At 66.3% G+C, this 24,465-nt stretch carries 21 protein-coding genes; 9 read left to right on the forward strand and 12 right to left on the reverse strand.

Features of this window, described 5'->3' with window-relative positions; genetic code table 11:
- Positions 1-2: 2 nt before the first annotated feature.
- The 5 genes from ABIC50_RS17270 to ABIC50_RS17290 all read right to left on the reverse strand — a co-directional run bounded on the left by ABIC50_RS17270 (position 3) and on the right by ABIC50_RS17290 (position 7,023).
- Positions 3-1,928: a (Fe-S)-binding protein gene (locus tag ABIC50_RS17270; RefSeq protein ID WP_011659466.1), complete on the reverse strand. Its 1,926-nt coding sequence runs from the start codon at positions 1,926-1,928 to the stop codon at positions 3-5.
- A 2-nt stretch (positions 1,929-1,930) separates the two neighbouring features.
- Positions 1,931-3,994: an oxidoreductase gene (locus ABIC50_RS17275; RefSeq protein WP_354165680.1), complete on the reverse strand. Its 2,064-nt coding sequence runs from the start codon at positions 3,992-3,994 to the stop codon at positions 1,931-1,933.
- Between the two features lie 74 nt (positions 3,995-4,068).
- Positions 4,069-4,602 carry a DUF5943 domain-containing protein gene (locus ABIC50_RS17280; protein WP_354165683.1) on the reverse strand — a complete coding sequence of 178 codons (534 nt, stop codon included), beginning with the start codon at positions 4,600-4,602 and terminating at the stop codon, positions 4,069-4,071.
- Between the two features lie 132 nt (positions 4,603-4,734).
- Entirely contained in the window at positions 4,735-5,706 is a 972-nt protein-coding gene (locus ABIC50_RS17285) for a dipeptidase (protein WP_006749549.1), read from the reverse strand.
- A 42-nt stretch (positions 5,707-5,748) separates the two neighbouring features.
- Positions 5,749-7,023 carry a serine hydroxymethyltransferase gene (locus ABIC50_RS17290; RefSeq protein WP_354165686.1) on the reverse strand — a complete coding sequence of 425 codons (1,275 nt, stop codon included), beginning with the start codon at positions 7,021-7,023 and terminating at the stop codon, positions 5,749-5,751.
- Positions 7,024-7,470: 447 nt separating this feature from the next.
- On the opposite strand from ABIC50_RS17290, the gene ABIC50_RS17295 reads away from it, so the two are divergent.
- The 7 genes from ABIC50_RS17295 to ABIC50_RS17325 all read left to right on the forward strand — a co-directional run bounded on the left by ABIC50_RS17295 (position 7,471) and on the right by ABIC50_RS17325 (position 11,919).
- Positions 7,471-8,493: a GlxA family transcriptional regulator gene (locus tag ABIC50_RS17295; protein ID WP_354165689.1), complete on the forward strand. Its 1,023-nt coding sequence runs from the start codon at positions 7,471-7,473 to the stop codon at positions 8,491-8,493.
- Between the two features lie 87 nt (positions 8,494-8,580).
- Positions 8,581-8,778, forward strand: a complete 198-nt coding sequence (locus tag ABIC50_RS17300; protein WP_175745918.1) for a hypothetical protein — start codon at positions 8,581-8,583, stop codon at positions 8,776-8,778.
- A 396-nt stretch (positions 8,779-9,174) separates the two neighbouring features.
- Positions 9,175-9,711, forward strand: a complete 537-nt coding sequence (locus tag ABIC50_RS17305) for a PAAR domain-containing protein (RefSeq protein ID WP_354165691.1) — start codon at positions 9,175-9,177, stop codon at positions 9,709-9,711.
- A gap of 4 nt (positions 9,712-9,715) precedes the next feature.
- Positions 9,716-10,363 carry a M35 family metalloendopeptidase gene (locus tag ABIC50_RS17310; RefSeq protein WP_175654307.1) on the forward strand — a complete coding sequence of 216 codons (648 nt, stop codon included), beginning with the start codon at positions 9,716-9,718 and terminating at the stop codon, positions 10,361-10,363.
- Entirely contained in the window at positions 10,353-10,802 is a 450-nt protein-coding gene (locus ABIC50_RS17315) for an OmpA family protein (RefSeq protein WP_175742327.1), read from the forward strand. The genes ABIC50_RS17310 and ABIC50_RS17315 overlap by 11 nt, the downstream gene beginning before the upstream one ends.
- Before the next feature lie 98 nt (positions 10,803-10,900).
- Positions 10,901-11,392 carry a hypothetical protein gene (locus ABIC50_RS17320; protein ID WP_354165693.1) on the forward strand — a complete coding sequence of 164 codons (492 nt, stop codon included), beginning with the start codon at positions 10,901-10,903 and terminating at the stop codon, positions 11,390-11,392.
- Positions 11,393-11,409: 17 nt separating this feature from the next.
- Complete coding sequence (locus ABIC50_RS17325) at positions 11,410-11,919, forward strand: OmpA family protein (protein WP_354165695.1); 510 nt, start codon at positions 11,410-11,412, stop codon at positions 11,917-11,919.
- A 223-nt stretch (positions 11,920-12,142) separates the two neighbouring features.
- Here ABIC50_RS17325 and ABIC50_RS17330 read toward each other — a convergent pair whose 3' ends face one another.
- A complete protein-coding gene (locus ABIC50_RS17330) occupies positions 12,143-13,555 on the reverse strand; it encodes a discoidin domain-containing protein (protein ID WP_354165698.1) in 1,413 nt (470 codons plus the stop codon).
- Positions 13,556-13,839: 284 nt separating this feature from the next.
- On the opposite strand from ABIC50_RS17330, the gene ABIC50_RS17335 reads away from it, so the two are divergent.
- Both ABIC50_RS17335 and ABIC50_RS17340 read left to right on the forward strand, forming a co-directional pair.
- Positions 13,840-15,246 carry an aminotransferase-like domain-containing protein gene (locus tag ABIC50_RS17335; protein ID WP_354165913.1) on the forward strand — a complete coding sequence of 469 codons (1,407 nt, stop codon included), beginning with the start codon at positions 13,840-13,842 and terminating at the stop codon, positions 15,244-15,246.
- Between the two features lie 7 nt (positions 15,247-15,253).
- Positions 15,254-16,093 carry an ATP-dependent serine protease gene (locus tag ABIC50_RS17340; RefSeq protein ID WP_354165703.1) on the forward strand — a complete coding sequence of 280 codons (840 nt, stop codon included), beginning with the start codon at positions 15,254-15,256 and terminating at the stop codon, positions 16,091-16,093.
- Positions 16,094-16,171: 78 nt separating this feature from the next.
- Here the strand turns inward: ABIC50_RS17340 and fdhA are convergent, their stop codons facing one another.
- The 6 genes from fdhA to ABIC50_RS17370 all read right to left on the reverse strand — a co-directional run bounded on the left by fdhA (position 16,172) and on the right by ABIC50_RS17370 (position 24,456).
- Complete coding sequence (gene fdhA, locus ABIC50_RS17345; RefSeq protein WP_006755768.1) at positions 16,172-17,368, reverse strand: formaldehyde dehydrogenase, glutathione-independent; 1,197 nt, start codon at positions 17,366-17,368, stop codon at positions 16,172-16,174.
- Positions 17,369-17,642: 274 nt separating this feature from the next.
- The gene (locus tag ABIC50_RS17350) at positions 17,643-18,833 is read right to left on the reverse strand and encodes an HlyD family secretion protein (RefSeq protein ID WP_175671140.1); all 1,191 of its coding nucleotides are present in this window, start codon (positions 18,831-18,833) and stop codon (positions 17,643-17,645) included.
- The gene (locus ABIC50_RS17355; protein WP_354165706.1) at positions 18,833-20,638 is read right to left on the reverse strand and encodes an efflux transporter outer membrane subunit; all 1,806 of its coding nucleotides are present in this window, start codon (positions 20,636-20,638) and stop codon (positions 18,833-18,835) included. Before ABIC50_RS17355 ends, ABIC50_RS17350 begins: the two co-directional genes overlap by 1 nt.
- 8 nt (positions 20,639-20,646) lie before the next feature.
- Positions 20,647-21,585 carry a glycosyltransferase family 2 protein gene (locus tag ABIC50_RS17360; RefSeq protein ID WP_354165709.1) on the reverse strand — a complete coding sequence of 313 codons (939 nt, stop codon included), beginning with the start codon at positions 21,583-21,585 and terminating at the stop codon, positions 20,647-20,649.
- Positions 21,586-21,595: 10 nt separating this feature from the next.
- Entirely contained in the window at positions 21,596-23,176 is a 1,581-nt protein-coding gene (locus tag ABIC50_RS17365; protein ID WP_354165712.1) for a DHA2 family efflux MFS transporter permease subunit, read from the reverse strand.
- Positions 23,173-24,456, reverse strand: a complete 1,284-nt coding sequence (locus ABIC50_RS17370) for a glycosyltransferase (RefSeq protein WP_354165715.1) — start codon at positions 24,454-24,456, stop codon at positions 23,173-23,175. Before ABIC50_RS17370 ends, ABIC50_RS17365 begins: the two co-directional genes overlap by 4 nt.
- Positions 24,457-24,465 lie beyond the last annotated feature (9 nt).

The raw sequence follows: 24,465 nt of genomic DNA on the forward strand, positions 1-24,465 counted from the left end.
ATTCACTCCAGCGAGGCGGCAACGAGTTCGGCCACGTCGAGCACGTCGGGGCGCGGGCCCACGACGCCTTCGAGCATCGCCGTGCAGTTCGGGCAACCGACCGCGACCACGTCCGCGCCGATGGCGCGCGCGTCGGCGATGCGGATGTCCGGAATACGCTGCTTGCCGGGGATGTCGGTCAGCGGCGCACCGCCGCCACCGCCGCAGCAGCGTCCGCGCATGCCGTTGCGCTCCATCTCGACGACCTGGATGCCGATCGTCTTCAACAGCTTGCGCGGCGATTCCGTCTCGCCGTTGTAGCGGCCGAGGTAGCACGGATCGTGATACGTGGTGCGCTTCTCGCGCAGCGCCTCGACGGCCTTCGGCGCGATCTTGCCGCTCTCGGCCAGCTCTGCCAGGTAGGTCGTGTGATGCTTGACCGTCACGCGCAGCCCGAGCGCGCGGTATTCGTTGCGCAGGCTGTGCATCACGTGCGGGTCGGCCGTCACGATCTGCTTGTACGACAGCGTGCCGAGCGTGCCGATCAGGCGCTTCGCCATCCGCTGGAACGTCGCTTCGTCGCCGAGGCGGCGTGCGACGTCGCCGGTATCGGTCTCGGTCCCGCCGAGCACCGCATAGTCGACGCCGGCCTTGTTCAGCACCTTGACGAACGCGCGCAGCGTACGCTGGTAACGCATGTCGAACGCGCCTTCACCCGCGACGAACAGCACGTCGACCGGCTTGCCCGGTTGCGCGACGGGTGCGCTCAGGTCGACCGACCAGTCGTAGCGCGCGGCTGCGTCGTAACCGCCCATCGTGCCGGTCTCGCGCAGGTTCGCGAGCACTTCCTGGCCCTTGCCCGGCACCGTGCCGTGCACGAGCGTGCGGTTGCGGCGCATGTCGACGATTGCATCGACGTGCTCGATCAGCATCGGGCATTCCTGCACGCATGCGCGGCAGGTCGTGCACGACCACAGCGTCTGTTCCTCGATCAGGCCGGACACGATCGGGCCGTTCGGCTCGCCGCGATGCTGGCCGACCGCGAGGCCCGGCGTCGGGCTGCCCGCGTAGGCCGCATCGGTGCCGCCCGCCATCCCGACGACGAGATCCTGGATCAGCTTCTTCGGGTTCAGCGGCTGGCCCGCGGCGAACGCGGGGCACGCGGCTTCGCACTTGCCGCACTGCACGCATGCGTCGAAGCTCAGCAGCTGGTTCCAGCGGAATTCGACCGGCTTCGCGACGCCGTATTCCTCGTGCTCGATGTCCGGCAGCTTCAGCGCGGTCGGCGGCGTTGCCGTGCCGTTGCCCGTGAACGAGTCGCGGGTCGCCGCGAAACGCTCCTGACGCGGGTGGAACGCGAGGTGCAGCAGGCCGGCGATCGCATGCTTCATCGGGCCGCCCTTCGCGGCGCCGATGGTCATCGTGAATGCGCCGGCGCCGATCAGCAGCGCGCAAAGCACCGCGAACGCCCCCGACATCGCACCGGTCGGCACGACCATGAACAGCACGAGGCCGAGCGCGAACGAGCCGAGCAGCCAGGGCAGCGCGTTCCACGGGCCGCGCGACAGGCGGGCCGGCACGTTCTTCGCCGCGCGGCGGCGCCAGACGAACACCACGCCGACGAGCATCGCGAGCGCCGCGAGGAAGATCAGCTTGTCGAGCCACGGCGAGTAGATCGCGAGGCCGTAGTTGACGAACACCAGCGCCAGCGCACCGATCGCGCCGCCGGCGGTCGCGACGTGGGTCTTCGCGATGTACGGGTCGCGGGCGACCACGTGGTGCAGGTCGACGAAGTAGCGCTTCGGGATCGCGAACAGGTTCGCGACGCCGAACGAGCCGGGCGCCGTGGCCCGGCCGAGACGCCAGTAGGACGAGCGCTTCGCGACCGCGAACGCGAGCCCCGCCACCGACAGCCACAACAGTGCGGTAATGAGGAAGGACGGATTCATTTTCAGAAATCCTTCACGAGACGCAGCGAGTCATAGATCGCGCCGTGGACGTTGTGCATCGAGATGCAGTCGCCGACACGGAACAGCAGGAAACGGCCGTTGCCGAGTTCTTCCGACAGGCACGGCTGCGGCTCGGCCGCGAACAGCGTGTGCGGATCGATCTGGCCGCGGTTCACCGACTCCGGCTTGAGCTTCCAGTACAGCTCGTCGTTCGGCGACGATCCGTTCTCGATCACCACCTGGTCGACCGCGCGCTCTTCCAGTTCCTCGGTGTACTCGTTGCGCAGCACGGCGATCTTCTTGCCGTCCTCCTCGTACACGCGATCAAGCATCGTGTTCGGCGTCGGGATCACGCCGAGCGCATACAGGCGGCGATAGAAGATCGGGAACGTCGTGCCGCCGCAATCGTCGGCCACCTTCACGTCGGGCGTGACGACCTCGACCTTCGAGCCGCGGCTCGCCATGAAATCGGCGACGCCCGCGCCCGCATGGGTGCTCACGCCGTCGAACAGCAGCACGTTCTCCTTCGGCTCGACCTTGCCGGTCAGGATGTCCCACGAGCTGACGGCCAGGCCCTCGGCCACGCCCCACGCCGGCACCTGCCACGTGAAGCTCGAACCGCCCGTGGCGAGCACGACGATGTCCGGCTTCTCGGCCATGATCATCTTCTCGTCGGCGGCGACGCCGAAGCGACGATCGACGCCCAGGCGCTTGGTTTCCATGTCGAACCAGCGGATGATCCCCGACATCTGTTCGCGCTGCGGCGCCTTCGCGGCGATCATCACCTGGCCGCCCACTTCGGCATTCTTCTCGAACAGCACCACGTCGTGGCCGCGCAGCTTCGCGACCCGTGCGGCCTCGAGCCCCGCGGGGCCCGCGCCGACCACCACCACCTTGCGCTTCGGGCCGCGCGACTTCTCGATGATGTGCGGCATCGTCGCTTCGCGCGACGTCGCGGCGTTCTGGATGCAGAGCACGTCGAGGCCGTTGTACTGGCGGTCGATGCAGTAGTTCGCGCCGACGCACTGCTTGATTTCGTCTTCGCGGCCGTCGCGGATCTTGATCACCATGTGCGGATCGGCGATCTGCGCGCGCGTCATGCCGACCAGGTCGATCATGCCGTTCGCGAGCAGGCGTTCGGCCTGGCCCGCGTCGCGGATGCTCTGCGCGTGCATCACGGGGATCTTCACCACCGACTTGATGCCGGCCGCGAGGTGCACGAACGGCTCCGGCGGCAGCGCCATCGGCGGCATGCAGTTGGCGATCGTGTTGTGCGTATCGCCGCCCGAGCCGACCACGCTCAGGTAGTCGATCAGGCCCGTCTCCGACATCGCCTGCGCGATTTCCTTCAGCGCTTCGTGATCGAGGCCGTCCTCGTGGAATTCGTCGCCGCACATCCGCAGGCCGACGCAGAAGTCCTTGCCCACCGCCTCGCGCACGGCCGTCAGCACTTCGATGCCGAAGCGCAGGCGGTTCTCGAGGCTGCCGCCCCATTCATCGGTGCGATGATTCGAACGCTGGCTCCAGAACTGGTCGATCAGGTGCTGGTGCGCGGCGGAGATTTCGATGCCGTCCATGCCGGCCGCCTTCACGCGCTTGGCCGCCGCCGCGAAGTCGCCGATGATGCGGCGGATTTCCTCGATCTCGATGATCTTCGCGTTGCCGCGGTGCACCGGCTCGCGCACGCCCGACGGCGACATCAGGTGCGGCCAGTGCTCGCCGTGGAACGACGAGCGGCGGCCCATGTGCGTCGCCTGGATCATGATCTTCGCGCCATGCTTGTGCATGGTGTCGGCCAGGCGCGTGAGCGGGTCGATGATCTTGTCGTTCGACAGGTTCACCGACTTCCACCAGCCCTGCGGGCTGTCGATCGACACGGGGCTCGAGCCGCCGCAGATCGCGAGGCCGACGCCACCCTTCGCCTTCTCTTCGTAATAGCGGATGTAGCGGTCGCCCGGCAGGCCGCCCGGCTCGGCATACACCTCCGCGTGGGCGGTGCTGACGATCCGGTTGCGCAGCGTCAACTGGTTCAGCTGCATGGGTTTGAACAGGTGGGGATAACGCATCGCAGGCGACCTCTGGCGTTCGAATGTCTCGTGTTGCGGGTGTTGTTGTGTTGCTGTGTCGGGTCGTCAGCGCGTCAGTGCGCGAGCGGCGACACTTCGAAGATGCAGTGGTCGTGATGCTCGGCCGCACACTGCACTTCCTTCGACTGCGCACGCGGCGCGCCCTTGCCTTCCGGCGTCGTGTCGTTGACCCAGTCCATCGCGCCGGCGAACCAGCCCGCGAACATGTAGCAGAGCTTGCCTTCCTTGCCCGGCTGCTGGAGCACGAACGACGAGTGGCGCAGTTCGATCTTCGCGTGCGCGCTGGCCGGATCGGCCTCGATGATCGAGAACAGGCCCCAGCCGCGTTGCGACAGGCGCTTCAGGTAGTGCTCGAACACGGCCATGCCGGTCAGCCCGTGCAGCTTCGCTTCCTTGTCGCACCAGTGGTATGCGGATTTGTAGCCGGCCTTGTAGAGGATCTCGGCATACGCGTCGACGCCGAGCGCTTCCTCGACGGCGACGTGATTGTTCGTGAAGAAGTGGCGCGGCACATACAGCATCGGCAGCGCGTCGGTGGTCCAGACGCCGGTATCGGGATCGACGTTGATCGGCAGTTGCGGTTGCATCGTGGTGACTCCGTGAGGAAAATTGGCCGCGCGGCTCAGGCGCGACATCGTCCGCGTGCCCGCGCGAATTGCACGGGCACGTCCCGATTTTTCTTGTGTTGAATCGCGGGAGGCGGTTCGGGCGGGCGGCGCTTACGCGCCCCACACGTCCTTGAACACGCGCACCCAGTTCTCGCCCATGATCTTGCGGATGCGCGACTCCTTCCAGCCGTGGCGCTCCATCGCCGCGGTCAGGTTCGGGAATTCGCCGATCGTGCGGATGCCGTCCGGGTTGATCACCTTGCCGAAGTTCGTCAGCTGGCGATAGCGGCCCTTGTCATGCGTCAGCATGTCGAAGAATTCCTTCGCGAAATCCTGCGTGAAGTCCGTGCCGATGCCGACCGCGTCTTCGCCGATCAGGTTCACGACGTAGTCGATCGCCTCGATGTAGTCGTCGATGTTCGCCTCGATCCCGCGCTTGAGGAACGGCGCGAACATCGTCACGCCGACGAAGCCGCCGGCGTCGGCGATTTCCTTCAGCTGTGCGTCGCTCTTGTTGCGCGGATGTTCCTTCAGGCCCGACGGCAGGCAGTGCGAGTAGCACACCGGCTTCTTCGAGAACGCGATCGCTTCCGACGACGTGTTGCCGCCCACATGCGACAGGTCGACCATGATGCCGACGCGGTTCATCTCGGTGATCACTTCGCGGCCGAAGTCCGACAGGCCGCCGTCACGCTCGTAGCAGCCGGTGCCGACCAGGTTCTGCGTGTTGTAGCAAAGCTGCACGACGCGCACGCCCATGTCGGCGAACGCCTCGATGTAGCCGAGGTTGTCCTCGAACGCGTGCGCGTTCTGGAAGCCGAGAATGATCCCGGTCTTGCCTTCCTTCTTCGCGCGGAAGATGTCGTCCGTGGTACGCACGAGCGTCAGCAGCTCGCTGTTCTCGCGGATCTTCTGCTTCATCACGCCGATGTTGTCGACGGTCTTGGTGAAGTTCTCCCACACCGATACCGTGCAGTTCGCGGCCGTGATGCCGCCACGGCGCATGTCTTCGAACACCGGCTTCTCGAACTTCGAGATGTTCAGTCCGTCGATGATGATGCTGTCCTGATGCAGCGTGCTCATATCTGCCTCTCGCTCCAGTCTTGCTTTTGTGGGGGTCGTCGATCAGTAAATCGGGAAGCGCTCGCAAAGCGCGAAAATCTCGCGGCGCACGCGCTGTTCGGTCGCGGGGTCGCCTTCCGGGTTCGCGCGCAGCGCGTCGAACACTTCGAGAATCAGGCGGCCGACCTCGCGGAACTCCGCGACGCCGAAGCCGCGCGTCGTGCCGGCCGGCGTGCCGAGGCGGATGCCCGACGTGACGGTCGGCTTCTCGGTGTCGAACGGAATGCCGTTCTTGTTGCACGTGATGCCCGCGCGCTCCAGCGCCTGCTCGACCGGCGCGCCCTTCAGGCCCTTCGGGCGCAGGTCGACCAGCAGCAGGTGATTGTCGGTGCCGCCGGTGACGAGATCCACGCCGCCCGCCTTCAGCACTTCGCCGAGCGCCTGCGCGTTCGCGAGCACGTTGTCGATGTAGGTCTTGAAGTCCGCGTGCAGCACTTCGCCGAACGCGACGGCCTTGCCGGCGATCACGTGCATCAGCGGGCCGCCCTGCAGGCCGGGGAACACGGCCGAGTTGATCTTCTTGGCGATCTCTTCGTCGTTGGTCAGCACGAAGCCGCCGCGCGGGCCGCGCAGCGTCTTGTGCGTGGTCGACGTGACGACGTGCGCGTGCTCGACCGGGTTCGCATGGCGGCCGGCGGCGATCACGCCCGCGATGTGCGCCATGTCGACCATCAGCTTCGCGCCGACGCTGTCGGCGATCGCGCGAAAGCGTGCGAAGTCCAGTGCGCGCGGATACGCCGAGAAACCGGCGATGATGAGGTTAGGCTTGTGCTGGTGCGCGAGTTCTTCGACCTGGTCGTAGTCGATCCGCATCGTGTCGCGGTTCACGCCGTACTGCACCGCGTTGAACCACTTGCCCGACAGCGCCGGCTTCGCGCCGTGCGTCAGGTGACCGCCGGCGTCCAGCGACATGCCGAGCACCGTGTCGCCCGGCTTCGCCAGCGCGAGCATCACCGAGCCGTTCGCCTGCGCGCCCGAGTGCGGCTGCACGTTCGCGTAGCCGGCGTTGAAGATCTGCTTCACACGCTCGATCGCCAGCGCCTCGACTTCGTCCGCGAATTCGCAGCCGCCGTAGTAACGCTTGCCCGGATAGCCTTCCGCATACTTGTTGGTCAGCACCGAACCCTGCGCCTCCAGCACCGCACGCGACACGATGTTTTCCGACGCGATGAGCTCGACCTGCGACTGTTGGCGCTCGAGCTCCTTCAGGATGGCGCTGCGCACCGGCGCGTCGCGCTCGGCAAGGGGCTGCGAGAAGAAAGGCTGGGTGTTCGACATAGTGCGTCCGTGACGAAGAATAAAGGGCGTGAAACCGAAGCTCGAGGCCCGCCAAACCTGGGTTTCCAGCGCATCCAGTGCAAGGCTGCCGACGGCTCTATTCTTGTCGTTCGGATTTTCGGCGGATTGATGAATTTAGACGCGTTCTTGGCCTTTTCCGCCATGCGCGTCCGTTTTGTACAAGTGACCGGTCGTGCTTTTCCGCATGGGCGATCGCGCCGCCGTTTGCCGTTCGCTTTGCACAAGCACTTCGGCGGTGCCTGCGCTGTGCATCCGGGGTGCAGCGCGGCCCGCTTACGGTGCAGTGCAGCATGGACGTCAAGCCCATACAACGTATGGAGCTAGGGTTTAGCCGTATGGCACGCTTGTTGCGCTCGCTCACACAATACGGCAGCCCGATCCGTGCCCTTCGGGCGAAAAGCTATTAGAGATTCTAGGAACGCCCCCATGTCCCCCGACCGCACAGCGTCGCTGTCCCACTTCGCGTTCATGCCTTTGCCGAATTTCACGATGATCGCGTTCACCAATGCGATCGAGGTGCTTCGGATGGCGAACTACCTGAGCGGACAACCGCTCTACCGCTGGTCGGTGATCAGCCCGGAAGGCGGACCGGTCACGGCGAGCAACGGACTCACGGTCGACACGGGGCCGGCCGAGTGCGTGGGGCAGCCGGACATCGTCTTCGTGTGCGGCGGCGTGGACGTGCAGCGCGCGACGACGCCCGCCCATCTGTCGACGCTGCGCCGCTTCGCGCGCATGGGGCTGCCGCTCGGCAGCCTGTGCACGGGCACCTATGCACTCGCGAAGTCGGGGCTGCTCGCGGGCTACGCGTGCGCGATCCATTGGGAAAACATGTCGGCGCTGAAGGAAGAGTTTCCGGACACGCGCTTCCTGAAGGAATTGTTCGTGGTCGATCGCGACCGCATCACGTGCACGGGCGGCGTCGCGCCGCTCGACATGATGCTGAACCTGATCGCCGCGCGCGTGGGCACCGCGCGCGTCACGCAGATCGCCGAACAGTTCATCGTCGAACACGTGCGCGACACGAGCGCGCAGCAGCGGATGCCGCTCGTCGCGCGGCTCGGCTCGGCGAACAAGTCGCTGTTCGAAGTGATCTCGCTGATGGAGAACAACATCGAGGAGCCGCTGTCGCGCGAGGAACTCGCGCGGCTTGCGAACATGTCGCAGCGTCAGCTGCAGCGGCTGTTCCGCGAGCACCTCGGGATGACGCCCACCCACTATTACCTGACGCTGCGGCTGCGCCGCGCGCGCGAGCTGCTGCTGCAGACCGACATGTCGATCATGCACATCACGATGGCGTGCGGCTTCCAGTCGGCGTGCCACTTCAGCAAGAGCTATCGCGACGCGTTCGGCGTCGCGCCGACGCGTGAACGCCGCAAGCAGGTCGCGCCGCTCGCGGGGGTGACGGGCGGGGGGGCGGCGTTTCCGGCTCATCTGATTCATATGTGAAGTGGGTGTGGCTCAACGTATTTGAGCCACCTCGCCTGACACCATCACCCGTGCCGGCGGATTTCCCGCCTTCACAATGCTGCCGGCTTGAACAAGCGTTCGCAGAGCATCGGGACGGCGTCGCGCCGATTGCAGCGCGAGCCGCAATTGCGTGAACGGATTCACGATGCCACCGTCATCGCGTTGCCCATGTTGTTGGGCGCGAACGATTCGTCCATGCGGCATAGCGCCCGCGCTTCCAAGTCGCCGCGGTCGCCGTTCGAACCCTTCCAGCGCATCCGCTGAACACCGCCTCCCCTAGCGCGCTGTCGACGATATAAGAACAAAAATTCTCATGCACGTGCGGACAGGCACTGATCACCGCACGCAATCACGGTCGAGATTGCTGTACACCTTCGCGCGGAGCGCGTGAACGTCGGCGCTCGATTGGCACTCGCCCCCCAGCTTTTCTGATCGTTACGGCATCCGATATTTACTCGGATTCCGGACGGAAAATCATACTCGTCTCATATACAAGTCAATCGTTAACGGCGAACTTCTATGGCTCTTCCGCCGAGGCGGAAGCGTTGGCACATACGCCGCCGACCATCGCCGTTAAAGGTGCCTCGATCGATCCATACGCGATCCAAGGCCCCGAGTCGGTCGATTGAGTCTTCACCAACTTCGATTGAGGAAACGTCTATGAGCAGACGAGCAGTCAGAAACGGCGACCCGACGACGACGGGCGGTGTCGTCATCGCCGTTACGTCTACGATGTCCCATCATGGCAAGCGCGTCGCCGTGGATGGCGACAAGGCGACATGCGGAAATTGCGAAGGGGCGTTCCCGATAGTGGGCGGCGCGCAGCACATGATTCACCACGGGCGGTGCGTGGCGCTGGAGGGGGACACGGTGCTCTGTCCATGCGGGAAAAACAGACTGATTGCGGGTAGCGACAGCACAATTTTTTACGGGGATGACGGCAGCCGCAAGGCAGCGAACCCGTTTGCCGCGCGTTCCGCATCCGCACCCGCCGGATACGCGCCTGGGTCGGGTATCCATGACGAACAGTTCGTGATCCGCGACGTTCGGACAAAGCAGCCATTAAGCAACGTGCGCTATTGGATCAAGGATCGATCCGGGAACGTGCTTGCGTCCGGCGTGAGTGATCGGCACGGTTGTACCGTGCGCGTGCAGACCGAAGACACACAGACTTTGAAGCTCGCAATCGAGGATTGAGAAGATGGGAAAGCAAACCACCGTTGCCGAGACAACGACAAACACCATCGCAGGATCGCAGCATTTCGCAGACGTTGACCTGCGGCCGATCTGCGAAAACATGACGAATTCGGAATTCCGTGCCGTGTTCTCCAAGGCGCAGACCAAAGCTATCGAGAAGCTAGACGGTCGAATAATTTCATTGCAAAGGTGGTCGCAGTACGAAAAAGATCGCGTGTTCAAGTGGTTTGGTCGTGACGACGAGGCAACACGAATGCACCTACTGACCGGACTCACGAAAGTCGTCAAGGTCGTGCGCTCGTTCAATGAAAAGAACGTTGTCCGTACCGGCAGCGCCGCAGATCTGGCGATCGGATGCACACCTAACCCAGTCGGCACCGACGGGGAGGCGGCACATGTATGCGCGCCAGACACGGCAACACATACGATCGCGATCAGCGCACGATTCTGCACGATGCGTCCGTGGACCGCGAATGCTGATTCTCACGTATCCACTATCATCCACGAGGCCACTCACTTCCACGACACCATGTCTTCTACAGACGATCAATACACCATCACCCGGTTCCTTCCTGAATGGGGGCGTTCTCATCCGGCCTTGGCAATCAACAACGCTGACAGCATTGCGGGGTACGTCGTCGATGATCACTAAATTCCTGACTGCCACCGTACTCGCGTTGAGTTGCGCACATACGGCAATAGCATGTGACGGTCCGTCGAACATGCCCGGCCATTACATCGACATTGTTTTCGATGCTGACTCGAGCACGATTTCCCCGACCGAACTATCGCGGTTATCGGCGTGGTCCAGCGATCTGCACAAGCGCTTTCCGATCATCGATACGGTATGGCTCGTAGGGTTGGCCGAAAAAACCGAACGGGACGCGCGGCAGCTTGCAATGCGACGAGCGAAAAGTGTGATGACTGCCCTGAATCAATTTTCGATCCGTGGCGAGAAAAGCGATTTCATGGGTCAACTTTTCACGCCAGACGAGTTCGGGCAATCAGGGCGGCGGGTCGAGGTGAACGTTAGTCCTGGATGCCCGGACCACTGCTGCCCGAACCTGAACCCGATACCCCAGACGCCTTGACGTAAAACAGACACCGCGGCCCGGCCCGCACAAGGCGTGCCGTTTCTTCCTGCCATGATTCACGAATGCACACACTACTTCGACGACACGATCATATGATGAAGAGGAATTCACTCAGGTGCGGCGTTGCCGCCTGTCTTCTCGCACTGACGTCACTCCTCTCCGGCGCAGTGCTTGCATGCACAATTGGCGAAGAAGCGCAGGTGCAACTTCCATTCAACACAACGACATTTTCGAACGCAGACAGAATAGCGATAGCGAATAGCGTCATCGAGGCGAAGAAATGGCCCGACGTGAAAATTCAAGCCGTTGTAATTGCAGGCGCTTATATCCACGAAAACGACATCGAGAGATTAAAGAACGTACGCGCAGATAACGCCAAGGCATATCTCCAGCAACTTGGCATTGACGCCGAAAACATTTACCTAGAAAAAAAGACTTTCACAGATAAAATGGCAAAAAAACTTCCCGATGGCACGATCAATATTCATCAGGTGATCGTGGAGTTGACACCGATATGCCAAGGTAGTTGCGCATGGATGTGCGACGATCCCCGCGTGACACCACACAGCAAACTCATCAATTATTGACCACGGAATACCCGCGTATGCGGGCGTTCTTTTCCGCAACGCCGATAGCATTGGGTACGTCGTCTTTGATCACTAAATTCCTGATCGCCACCGTACTCGCGTTGAGTTGCGTACATACGGCATCAGCGTGTGACGGCCCGTCGAACATGCCCGGCTGGGATTTTGACGTTCGATTCGACAAGGATTCGAGCGACCTGTCTATCGCCGAACTGGCTAAGCTGTCAGCGTGGTCAACCGACATGCACAACCGCTTTTCCATTATCGATTTGGTGTCGGTTGTCGGGCTGGCAGAACCGACGGAGAAAGATCCGAAAGCCCTTGCTCAACAACGGGCCACGAACGTCAAGGGTGCGTTGGATCAATTTTCGATTCGAGGCGAGCGAAATTCCGTCATCGCACGAATCTACACATTGCCATTTCCCGCGAGCGAGTTCGATGATACGGGGAGGCGCGTCGAGATTACGTTCGGCCCGGGGTGCCCCGATCACTGCTGCCCGAACCTAAACCCGATACCCAAGACGCCTTGACGTAAGCCAGACCACGCGGCCCGGCCCGCACAAAGCGGGCCGTTTTCTTCCTGCCATTCCGGCGCCTTCCCTCGCCCGATCAGCCCATCGCCCGCAATTGACAGAATGCTCGCCGGTGATTTCCCGAAATATCGAGACACCGGAACCTGCTACATATCAGCGATCGCCGCAGCAATGGGCCCGACACCCTGCTACAACCTTGAAGGCCGCTGCCAACTCGCGCTTACGATCCCCAAACCTGCATTTCATCGAGCGAATAACCCCACTGCGTCGCCCGCTTCGTCCCGAGCATCCGCACGTAGCGCCCCTGCGCGTTGAGGTTCGACAGCGTAACGTGACCGTACGACACGCCGTTGTTCGTCGAATAAACCGTCGTCCAGTTCGCGTTGTCGTTCGACGTCTGGATCTGGTAGACGAGCGCACCCGCATCCCAATAGAGATCGACGCTGCTGACCTTCTTCACCGCGCCGAGATCGACGGAGATCCATTCCGTACCGACGCCCGCGCCTTCCGGCGAATCCCAGCGCGTGCTCGTCGTGTTGCCGTCGAATGCCTTGTCCGGCGTCAGCGATGCGTTGTAGCTCGCCGATGCGGCGGCCGGACGCCCTTGCGACAGCAGCGTCGGTTGCGCGGCCGCCGGGCCGCCGTAGTAGCTCGCGCCGAGCTTCGCCTTGGTCGTATCCGCGTTCACGCCGAATTGCGACAGGCTCCAGCGCTGGCCGGTCGTCACGTCACCCACGTAGAGCTGGTAGCCGCCCGCCGTCGTCGACGAGAAGAACACGTAGTTCGTGCCGCTCACCGGTGCCGGGTCCGAGTTGTTGCTCATGCAGTCGTTGATCGGCAGCGCGTTCGGTGTCGACGCCGGATCGGCGGTCTTCGCGTAGATCTGGTCCGCGCCGCCGGTGTCCTTCCACCGCGCATAGAACACCATGCCATCGCGGCGCACGATCGGGTAGTAGGTCTGCAGCCCGGCCGGATGATCGAATACCGCCGTAGCGCCGGTCGCGATCGTGCGCTTCATCAGCCCCATGTTCGAGCCGGTGCCCGTCGCGTAGTACACGGCGCTCGCGTCCGGCGCGAGGAACGGCATCGAGTATTCGCTGCCGGCCGGCGCGTTCGTCAGGCTCACGACCGACGTGAACACCGGGCCCGCGCTCGTGTACGACAGCGTGCCCTGCTTCACGTCGCCGTTCTGCTTGAACACGAGCGTCTTGCCGTCAGTTGCGAACTTCGGATCCTCGTTGCGCGTCGCGCCGCTGCTGTTCGTCAGGTTGACGGGCGGCGTGCCGGCGCCGAGCTGCAGCATGAACACGTTCCACGCGCCGTTGCTGATCCCCATGAACGCGAGCCACTTGCCGTCGGGGCTGAACACGCCATTCATCGGATCGGTGATGCCCCAGCTGCTCTTGCTCAGTTGCGTGAGCGTGCGGGCGGAAAAGTCGTACAAAAACAGTTGGCTCGTGCCGTCGCCGTACTTGACGTAGCTGTGATAGACGAGCTTGCCGGTCAGTGCACCGGGGAACGACGCGTTGGACTGAGCCAGCGGATTGTTGACGCAGGCGGCGACTGCGGCGCCGCTGAACAGGTCGAGGGCGATGCCGGCCACGAGGCCCGCGACGAGGAACTTCGATTTCACGCTGAATACTTCCGGGATAAGGGTGAGGACGCCGTAGACAAGGTCCCGCTCGCGGTGCGCGGGGTCACGGATTCGTCCTGCGGGCAGTGAACTCCGTATCGACCAGGCTTCGGGAACAAAGATTGCGCAGAATGCCTGCTCACAGATCTGAAGAAAAGGATCAGAGTCGGTCGAAAACGTGCGGATCAGCAATATGCGGATCGACGAGTGGGGCGGGATTGAACGCGGCGGATGGCGTGCTACTCTTTTTTTCATCGACGGCCGCGGTCGGCCGGAGGGCGGGCATGAAGCGATATGCGGCGCTCGCGCAGACGATTGCGGACTCGATCAGGCGTGGCGACCTTGCGGCCGGCGCCCGGATCCCGACCGTACGCTCGGCGTGCCGCGCCTATCGTGTGAGTCCTTCCACCGTGTTTCGCGCGTACTACACGCTCGAAAGCGAGGGCCTCATCGTCGCGCGCGCGCGTTCCGGGTATTTCGTCGCGGACCTCGACGACAAGCGCGTGCGTACCAGCCAGGACACGCCACGCAAGCCGACCGGCGACGACACCCTGTTCCGCTTGATGGACTCGCTCAAGCGCGACGACATCGTGCCGCTGGGTTCGGCATTCGCCAGCTATTCACTGTTTCCGATGAGCAGCCTGTGGCGCTACGCGGCGACGGCGGCGCGCAACATGGACCGCGCGCAACTGCTGGCGGGACTGCCGCCGGGCCACGAAGCGCTGCGCCGCCAGATCGCCATGCGCTACCTGAACGCGGGCGCCGCATTGCCGATGGAAGAGATCGTCATCACGACCGGCGCGGCCGAAGCGCTGACGCTGAGCCTGCAGGCACTCACGCGCCCCGGCGACATCGTCGCGATCGAACGCCCGGCCTTCCCCGCCGTGTTGCAGGCCGTGCAGCGGCTGCATCTGAAGACGGTCGAGATCCCGGTCGACCCGCGCGCCGGCCTCGATCTCGACGCACTCGCGGATGCGCTGGACACGCATCCGGTGCGCGCGTGCTGGTTCATGACCTCGCTTCACAACCCGACCGGCGCGACGCTGTCCGACGAGCGCAAGCGCGCACTGATCGACCTGCTCGCGTCGCACGAGGTGCCGCTGATCGAGGACGACGTGTTCGGCGAACTGCATTTCGGGCCGTTGCCCACGCGCCCCGCGAAACTGTACGACGATAGCGGGCTGGTGCTGCATTGTGGGTCGTTCTCGAAGTGCCTCGCTCCCGGTTTCCGGGTCGGCTGGGTCGCGGCCGGACGCTACGTGGAACAGATCAGCCATGTGAAGAACGAAAGCGCGCCGGCCGCCGACGTGCCCGCGCAGATGGCCGTCTCGAGCTACCTGCGCGACGGCGCGTACGACCGCTTCCTGCGCCGGCTCCGGCGCAACCTGGCCGCGCACCAGGCGCAGATGCTGGCCGCCGTTCGCGCGTACTTTCCGCCCGACACGGAGGTGTACGCACCGCGCGGCGGGTATTTCCTGTGGATCGAATTGCCGCCGCACGTGGACGCGATGCAGTTGTTCGACGACGCGATGGACAACGGCGTCAGCCTCGCGCCCGGGCCGATCTTTTCCGTGACGGGCGCATTTCACCGTTATGTCCGGCTGAACTACGGCCGGCCCTGGACCCCTGCCGTCGAAGACGCGATGCGGACCATCGGGACGCTCGCCGGGCGGCAACGACAGACGAGGTAGCAACACCATGCAAGTCCTGCTCAACCGGAATGTGCGGACCCGCGACACGCTGCGCGGCGCACTGAACCTGCGTGCCGAGCCGCACGGTGCCGTCAGCCAGCGCTGCCGGGAATGCGGCTTCCTGGCGTTTCGCGCCAGCGAGCAGTGCCCCGTCTGCGGTGTGGGAGACTGGCCGTTCACGCCGCTGCGCGACCGGCGCGGCGACGCACATGCCGAGCAGGCCGCGCCCCCGCACGACACGCAGCGGCCTGTGCCGGCGTGGTCGTCGCGCGTCGCGGCCGCGGTGCGCAGCGCCGCGATCCGGCGGCCGCGCCCGTCCAGTGCGCCGCTGCTGAGCATCCTGACCGTCGTGCTGATGGTCGGCGGCTATGTGACGTTCGACCGGACATGCCGGGCGGACCCCGCCTGTCGCGGCCCGGCTACGCCCGGTGCGACGACGATCGATGCAGGCGTGCACGGCGCCGATGCGCCGACGTTGCCGGTCGTGCCCGTGCCCGTCTATGCGTTTCATCGTGCAGACGATAAGCCGGTCGCCGCACACGAGACGCCGGTCGCGGCCGACGACACGCAGATCGCGGCCGAGCAGCCGCGCGTGGCCCCGCGCGTGGCCGATACGAGCCGGCGCGCAACCTCACGCTCCACCGCACGCGCGACCACGACACTCGCGCGACATGTGCCACCGGTTCGCGAGCCACAACACGCGCGCAACGGCGTCCGCGTCGCCGACTGGAAAGGCGCCCCGGCCCGGCGCACGCATGCGCTCCATCGCGTGAGTGCGCATACACGCCACGGGCGCCGCGCCGCGGCGACCGACATCCAATTGGCCGGGGTCTATCGCGGACACTGAGCGCGCCGCACGCCCACAGCGACAACGGGCGGCACCGTCTCCGGTGCCGCCCGCTTCATGCGCTTCGTGCTTCGTGCGTCAGGCCGCCAGCAAACCGTGCGGATCGATCACGAATTTACGCGGCGCGCCGCCGTCGAACTTCTTGTAGCCTTCCGGCGCCTGATCGAGCGAGATCACCTCGACGTTGACGATCTTCGCGATCGGCAGACGGTCGAACAGGATTGCCTGCATCAGGTTGCGGTTGTACTTCAGCACCGGCGTCTGGCCCGTGAAGAACGAGTGCGACTTCGCCCAGCCGAGGCCGAAGCGGATGCTCAGGCTGCCGTGCTGCGCGGCCTTGTCCTTCGCACCCGGATCGTCCGTCACGTACAGGCCCGGGATACCGATCGCGCCGGCCGGTCGCGTGATTTCCATCAGCGAGTTCAGCACCGTCGCGGGCGCTTCCTCGGAATGGCCCGACGAACCGTGGCCGTGCGCCTCGAAGCCGACGCAGTCGACCGCGCAGTCGATTTCCGGCACGCCGAGAATCTGCTCGATCTGCTCGCCGAGCGACGCGTCCTTTGACAGGTCGACCGTCTCGAAGCCCATTGCCCGCGCATGCGCGAGGCGTTCCTCGTTCATGTCGCCGACGATGGTCACCGCCGCGCCCAGCAGGCGCGCCGACGCGGCCGCCGCCATCCCGACCGGGCCCGCGCCCGCGATATAGACCGTCGAGCCCGGCTTCACGCCCGCGCTCACCGCGCCGTGATAACCGGTCGGCAGAATGTCGGACAGGCAGGTCAGGTCGCGGATCTTCGCCATTGCCTGATCGCGGTCGGGGAATTTCAGCAGGTTGAAGTCCGCGTACGGCACGAGCACGTACTCGGCCTGGCCGCCGATCCAGCCGCCCATGTCGACGTAGCCGTAGGCGCCGCCGGCACGCGACGGGTTCACGTTCAGGCACACGCCCGTATGCGTGTCCTTGCACATCGCGCAGCGGCCGCACGCGACGTTGAACGGCACCGACACGAGATCGCCGAGCTTCAGCGTCTCGACGTCGCGGCCCACCTCGACCACTTCGCCGGTGATCTCGTGACCGAGCACGAGGCCGACCGGAGCGGTCGTGCGGCCGCGCACCATGTGCTGGTCGGAACCGCAGATGTTCGTGCTCACCACTTTCAGGATCACACCGTGGCCGATCGCGCGGCCGGTCGGGTCGACCATTTTCGGATAATCGATCTTCTGTACTTCGACCTTGCCCGGGCCAAGATAGACGACACCTCGATTGCTGCTCATCGTATTGTCTCCATGTCTCGTTGGATGGCGCTGCGGTGCGCCGGCGGGTGCGGCGCTTACGCAACGTGCTGTTCGAGAGTAGTCCCGGAGGCGGGGGCGCCGATGTCTCAAACCCGACATGCGTTTGATCGGTGCCGACATCGATGGCGCAAACGCGAAAGTCGGGCCGGAAAGCGGCCGGAAGGCAGTACCAAGGAAGACGCGGAGCGCGCGGCCCGCAAAGGCCGGCCGGTTCAAGTGATCGGGGCAGCCCGCCCCGCCGGCCGGGCGCGCGTTATCCGCCCTGATTCTCGCGAATGATCGCGGCGGCAGCCGCTTGCGCGTCGCTCGCGACGCCGTCGTGCATGCGCGTGCTGACGGCCGGCGTCGGCGGCTCGCTGTCGAGCGCATGGCCGTCGCGATTGCGCGTATCGACGGTCGCGCGCATCGACAATCCGACCCTGAGCGGATGCGCGGCCAGGTCGCGGGGATCGATCGCGATCACGACCGGCACCCGCTGCACGACCTTGATCCAGTTGCCGGCCGCGTTCTGCGACGGCAGCATCGAGAACGCGCTGCCGGTGCCGGCCGAGAAGCCCTGCACGCGGCCGCGATAGACGACCCGCGAGCCGTACAGGTCCGACACCACGTCGACCGGCTGGCCGATGCGCATGTGGCGGATCTGCCCTTCCTTGAAGTTCGCTTCGATCCACAGCCGGTTCAACTGCACGATCGACATCAGCGGCACGCCGGGCCCGACCTGCTGGCCGACCTGCACCGAACGCTGGCCGACCGTGCCGTCGACCGGCGCGACGATCGTCGTGCGCTTCAGGTTCCGGTACGCGAGCCTGAACTGCGCGGCCGCCTGCACGACGGCCGGGCTTTCGTCGACCGGCAGCTTGCTGCCGAGCGCCCGCGCCGCTTCGAGCTGCGCCTGCGCGGCCGCGAGGTTCGCCTGGGCGCCGGCGACCGCCGCGCGGGCGCGCGCCAGTTCCTCCGGCGCGACGATCTCGACCGAGGCGCCCGAACGCGCGGCGAGCGCGCGCTGCGCGAGCGACAGGTCGGCCTGGCGCGCGTTCACGGCTTCCACGTACATCGTGTTCGAGATCTTCGCGTTCGCGACCTGCCGCACGGCCTGCACGAGCTGCGCCTTCGCCTGCGCGAATGCAACGGACGCTTCGGTGTCGTCGAGCCGCACGAGCGGCTGCCCGGCGCGCACGGCCTGCGTATCGGCGACCAGCACGTCGGTCACCGCGCCCGGGATCTGCGCGGCGACCTGCACGATGCTGCCCGCGACGTACGCGTCGTCGGTGTCCTCGACATAGCGGTCGTGCAGCAGCCAGAACGCGATCCACACGAGCGCGGCCAGCAGCACGACCGCGAAGAACCACGTGAAGCGCTTGCGGCGGGTCGCCCGGCGCGCGTCGAGTGCCGGGTCGTTCAGTGCGGCCGGCTGCGCGGCGGTATGAAGGTTGTCGTGGTGCATCAGTCGCTTTGCGTAACGATCAGGCGGTCATGCTGGAACAGGGGGATCGCGCTCACGCGCGGGTCGGACGAGACGCTGGGTACCGCGCTGCGCGTGTCGGTGCTCACGCTCGCGCTATCGGCTGCCGCACTGCGCGGCGTCACGATCGCCGCCGGCGGGTCGATTGGCGCGGCTCCATTGACGGACGTGGCCGCGCGACGCGCTTCCGTGCCGGCGTTCGTCGCGTTGCGAGCGGCCGCGTTCGTCATCGCGCCGCGCTTCGACCGCGCGCCTTGCGCGGTACGTGTCGCGACCGCCGACGTGGATGCCGACGCCATCGCCGTGCCCGCATCGAACCCACCGCCGAGCGCGCCGACCAGCCCGACGCGCAGCGTCCGTTGCCGCCCGAGCAACGCGATCAGTTGCGCGCGCTCGTCGATCAGCGTGAGGTCCGCGACATCGACGTCCTTCTGCATCAGCACACCGCGCCGATGGCGGTCGGCCGCGATCTGCACGATCTTCTGCGCGGCGGCGACGGCGTCCTGCTGCTGCGCGACGAGCGTCTGCGCGGTCTGCAGCGACGTGACGATCTGCGCAACCTGCCCGAGCGCGTCGTCGACGGTCTTGTTGTACAGCCCGATCGCGACGTCGGCCTGCGCGACGTCCGCACCGAGCTTCGCCTTCAACCGGCCGCGATCGAACACCGGCAGCGAGATCGCCGGGCCGACGGAGCCGGCGATCGCGTCGCGCGAGAACAGGGACGCGGGCGTCAGCGCGAACACGCCGCCGAGCGCGACGAGGTTCACGTCCGGATAGAACTGCGCGCGCGTGGAATCGGCATTCGCGAACGCGGCTTCGACGCGCAGGCGCGCGGCGACGATGTCGGGCCGGCGGCCGAGCAGGTCGGCCGGCAGCCGCCCGGGCAGCGCGCCGCCGGGGAACGCGCCGACGCGCGGCCGCTGCAGCGAGAGCCCACGCTCGGGCCCGCGACCGGACAGCACGCCGAGCTGCAATTGCGCGAGCTTGATCTGCTCGTCGTTCAGCGCCATCTGTTCGAGCAGGCGCGTGCGCTTGATCGACGCGTCGCTCGCGTCGTACGCGTTGTCGAGGCCACGCGCGGTGCGCTCGCGCAGCACGGCCGTCACGCGCTGGCTGATCTTCAGTTTCTGCTGCAGCAGATCGCGCACCGCGTACGCCTGGTCGAGCTGGCAATACACGGTGACGATCGCGACCGCGAGCGTGAGCCGAACCTGCTCGGCCTCGACGCCGGCCGCGTCGCGCAGCGACATCAGGCTCTTCGTCGCCGCGCGGTTCCTGCCCCACAGGTCGAGCTGGTAGGTCAGCCCCACGAACACCGACGACGGCGACACGACCGGATCGCCGAAGATCTCGACCGGCACGCGATAGCCGCCGACGGACACGTCGGCGACGTCGCCCGGCTTCGGCATCCGCGCGCGGCTGACCGTCGCGCCGGCCGTACCGGTCAACCCCGTCAGCGAATCGAATTGCCGAAGCTGCGCCTGCGCGATCCGCAGCCGCGCCTGCGCGACCTGCAGGTCGGGATTGTTCCGCGACGCCTCCGCCACCAGTTCGTCGAGCTGCGGATCCTGCAGTTGCTTCACCCAGTCGGGTGCGGGCCACGCGCCGTCCACGCCGGGGCCCGCGGTGTGCGCCAGCGCGTCTCCGGCCGGTGCGCGCAGCGACAGCGACGGCAGGAACCCCGACGGCACGCAACCGCCCAGCGCCAGCAGCGCGGCCGCCGCGAGCATCGTCCAGCCGCCCTGCTCGCCGCGCGCCGGTCGCCCCAATTTAGTGATGCGTTCCATCGCTTCCCTCAACCCTGCTGGACGCGCTGCGCGCGTGCGGCCAGACGCGGCCGCGCGCGCTCGAGCGGACCGAGCCGGCCGAGCAGGCCGTCCGCGATGCCGTAGAGGATGCCGGTGAGCTTGTCGCGCTTGTCGCGCTCGACGAGCGCGATCTGCACGACCTGCCACACGGTCAGCAGGTTCGGCACCATCGCCACCGGAAAGCGCAGCCCGTACTGCATCCCGAGCTGCACCGCATTACGCGCGCTGTAGTAGCGCCGTTGCCACGAGTGATTCATCGACGTCATTTCGAAAGGACCGAATGCATGCCGCTGCTTCGCGCCGATCCGGTGCTTCAGCACCAGCGACGGCACGACATAGAGCGGCACGTTGCGCGCGAGCGCGCGGAAGCTGTACTCGGTATCGACGTGATCGATGAACAGCGTCTCGTCGAAGCGGCCGAGTACGTCGAACGCGGCGCGCGACACGACGCAGCCCGACGAGATCAGGAACGCGCAGCGCTGCAGCGGCGCGTCGGGCGCGACGCGCAGCCGGCGCAGCGAGATCCCGTTCGTCGCGAGTTCGGGCAGGAAGCTGCGCGCGTTCTCGTCGAAGATGCGCGGGCCGGCGAGGAAGGCGCGCCCCGTGAGCGCCGAGCACACGTCGCGCATCGTCGCGAAGTAACCGGCCGGCACCGACGAATCCTGATCGAACAGCGCAACGGCATCGACGTCCCGCCGAAACAGCGCCGCGAGCCCCGCGTTGTACGCGCCGGCGACGCCGCCGCGGTTGCCGTGATGCAGCAGCGCGATGCCGTCGCGCGCGCACAGCGCGCGGGCGCGCGCATCGGGCTGCGGCGTGTTGTCGACGACCAGCAGCGCATCGCACGCGTGCCGCCACGCGCCGAGCGCCGCGAGCTGCGCGTCGGTCGGGTGATACAGGATCACGAGTGCGCCGAGTGTCGTCATGCCCCTCTCCTCAATGTCCGAGCGAAACCGCGGCGCCGCGCTTCGGCCGCGTCAGCCACATCATCGCGGCGAGCACGACGCAGGTCATGCTCGCCATCCAGAACATGTCGCCCGTCGCCATCATGTAAGCCTGCTGCATCACGACCTGGTGCAGCGTCGACAGCTCACGCACGCCATCCACGCCCATCGCGTTCAGCGTGTGCACGAAGCGCTGCGTGTTCGTCGATGCGTGCGTGACCGATTGCGACACGACGTCGTAGTGATAGGTCGCGCGGTTGTCCCACAGCGTCACGCTCATCGCGGTGCCGAACGCGGCGGACAGCGTGCGCAGGAAGTTCGACAGGCTCGACGCGGCCGCGAGCCGGTCGTCCGGAATGCGCGACAGCGTCGCGGCCGTCAGCGGAATGAAGAAGCACGGCAGTCCGATCCCCTGGATCAGCCCGGGCGCGGCGATCTGCGCGAATGTCATCTTCAGCGTGAAATGTGCGTCCCACGCGAGCACGGCCGCGAACACGACGAAGCCGAACGTCGCGAGCACGCGCGCATCGAAGCGGTGCGCATGCAGGCCCACGAGAATCGAGAACACGAGCGCGAGCACGCCGAGCGATGCGGTGGCGAGGCCCGCGTGAAACGCGTTGTAGCCCATCACCGCCTGCATCCACAGCGGAAACACGACGCCCACCACCGAGAAGCTCATCATCCCGAGCGAGATGATCAGCACGCAGAACGAAAACGTGCGGTCGCGAAACAGGCTCAGGTCGACGACCGGATGCGCTTCGCCCGCCTCCCAGATCAGCAGCGACGCGATCGCGAGCCCGGCGACCACCGCGAGCGTGACGATCAGCGGCGAATCGAACCAGCCCTTGTCGTGCCCGAGATCGAGCATCGCCTGCAGCGAGCCGACGCCGATCACGAGCAGAACGATGCCCGGCACGTCGATCGGGCCGGCCGCGCCGCGCTGCGCGTCGGGGCGCAGCATCGCGGTGCACACGGCGAACGAGAACAGCCCGATCGGCAGATTGATCAGGAAGATCCACGGCCACGAGAAGCTGTCGACGATCCAGCCGCCGACCACCGGCCCGAAGATCGGCGCGAGCAGCACCGTCATCGCCCACAGCGCGAGCGCGACGGTACGCTTGTCCGGCGGGAACGTGCGCAGCAGGATCGTCTGCGACAGCGGCACCATCGGCCCCGAGCACAGCCCCTGCAATGCGCGGCAGACCACCAGCACGTGCAGGTCGCGTGCGAGCCCGCACAGCAGCGACGTCAGCGTGAACAGCAGCACCGCGCCGACGAACAGCCGCCGCTCGCCGACGCGGCGCGCGAGCCAGCCGGTCAGCGGCACCGCGATCGCGGCCGCGACCGAATACGAGCTGATCACCCACGTGCCCTGGCTGTTCGATACGCCGAGACTGCCGGAGATTGCCGGCACCGCGACGTTCGTCACGGTCGAGTCGAGCACTTCGATGAAGGTCGCAAGCGACAGCGCGAACGTCAGGAGTGCGAGCCGTGCGCCGCGCACCGGTGGCGCGACAGGCGCGTCGAACGCGGCGGGCGCCGAGGCATCCCGAAGCGGCGATACCGTGCTCATGCGCCCGCCATCGCATCCGCGGCCGGCGAGATCGCGCGTCCACGTTTCGGTGCAAGGCGCTCGATGAAATCGGCGGCCGTCTCGCAGCCATTCGGCGCGGCGTTGATCAGCGTCCGCGCGCGCTCCGCATACACCGCGAATTCGGGCTCGTTCAGTACGCGCATGAGCGCCGCACCGAGCCGCGCGCCGTCGACCGGCGCGTCGATGCGTATGCCGGCACCGCTCGTCGCGACGCGCTGCGCATTGTCGAACTGGTCGTGCGCGAACGGCGTCACGACCTGCGGGATGCCGGCTTCGAACGCGAGCGCCGCGGTGCCGATCCCGCCGTGATGCACGAGTGCGCGGCAACGCGGCAGCAGCGTGCGCATCGGCACGAAGCGGCGCACCAGCAGCCGGTCGCCGTCCGGTGCTGCATCGTGCGGGCTCAGCAGGATGCCGCGCGCGCCGGTCGCGCGCATCGCGTCGGCAACCGCACGCGCATACGCGGCGTGATCGACGCGCGTCGAGCCGGCCGTGAACACCACGGGCGGCTCGCCGGCCGCGAGAAACGCGTCGAGCGCGGGATCGTCGTCGGGCGTCGCGACGTCGTTGAACAGCGGAAAGCCGCTTTGCAGAAGACGCGCCGGCCAGTCACGCTGCGCCGGCGCGAACCAGTCGGGAAACAGGCACAGCACGCCATCGGTCGAATGCAGCCAGCGGCCCAGCACGCGCCGCGCGGGCGCGAGCCCGAGGTCGCGGCGCGCCGCATTGAGCGCCGGCCCGCACACGCGATCGAGCACCTGCCGCTCGATCAGCGTCATCAGCGCCGCCTTCACCGGCAACGGCCAGCGCGCGGGAATCGTCAGGCGCGGATGCGTCGGCGGCACGTGCGCGGACAGCAGCGTCGACGGCGACACCTGCACCGACACGTACGGCGTGCCGTGCCGCTCCTGCATGAAGCGCGCGGAAAACGCCCATAGCGTGCCGACCAGCACGGTGTCGCGATCGGTCAGTGCGCACAGCGCGTCGTAATGCGGGCGCAGCACGGGGGCGATCACCTGCCACAGCGTGCGAAACGACGTGCGCGGATCCCACAGCGCCGGGTTCGCCATCGCGGCCTCGTACTCGGCCGCGGTGCCGACCGGCACGAACGCGAAACCGCAGCGGCGCACGGTCGCCTCGAACGGCGGATGCGTGCAGAACACGACCTCGTGGCCGCGCATCGCGAGCGCGCGCGCGACGCCGAGCAGCGGATGCACGTCGCCAGCCGAGCCGATCGCGGTCACGATCATCTTCGCCATCGCGCGCCT

The organism is Burkholderia sp. 567 (assembly GCF_040545115.1).
GTDB lineage: Bacteria > Pseudomonadota > Gammaproteobacteria > Burkholderiales > Burkholderiaceae > Burkholderia > Burkholderia ambifaria.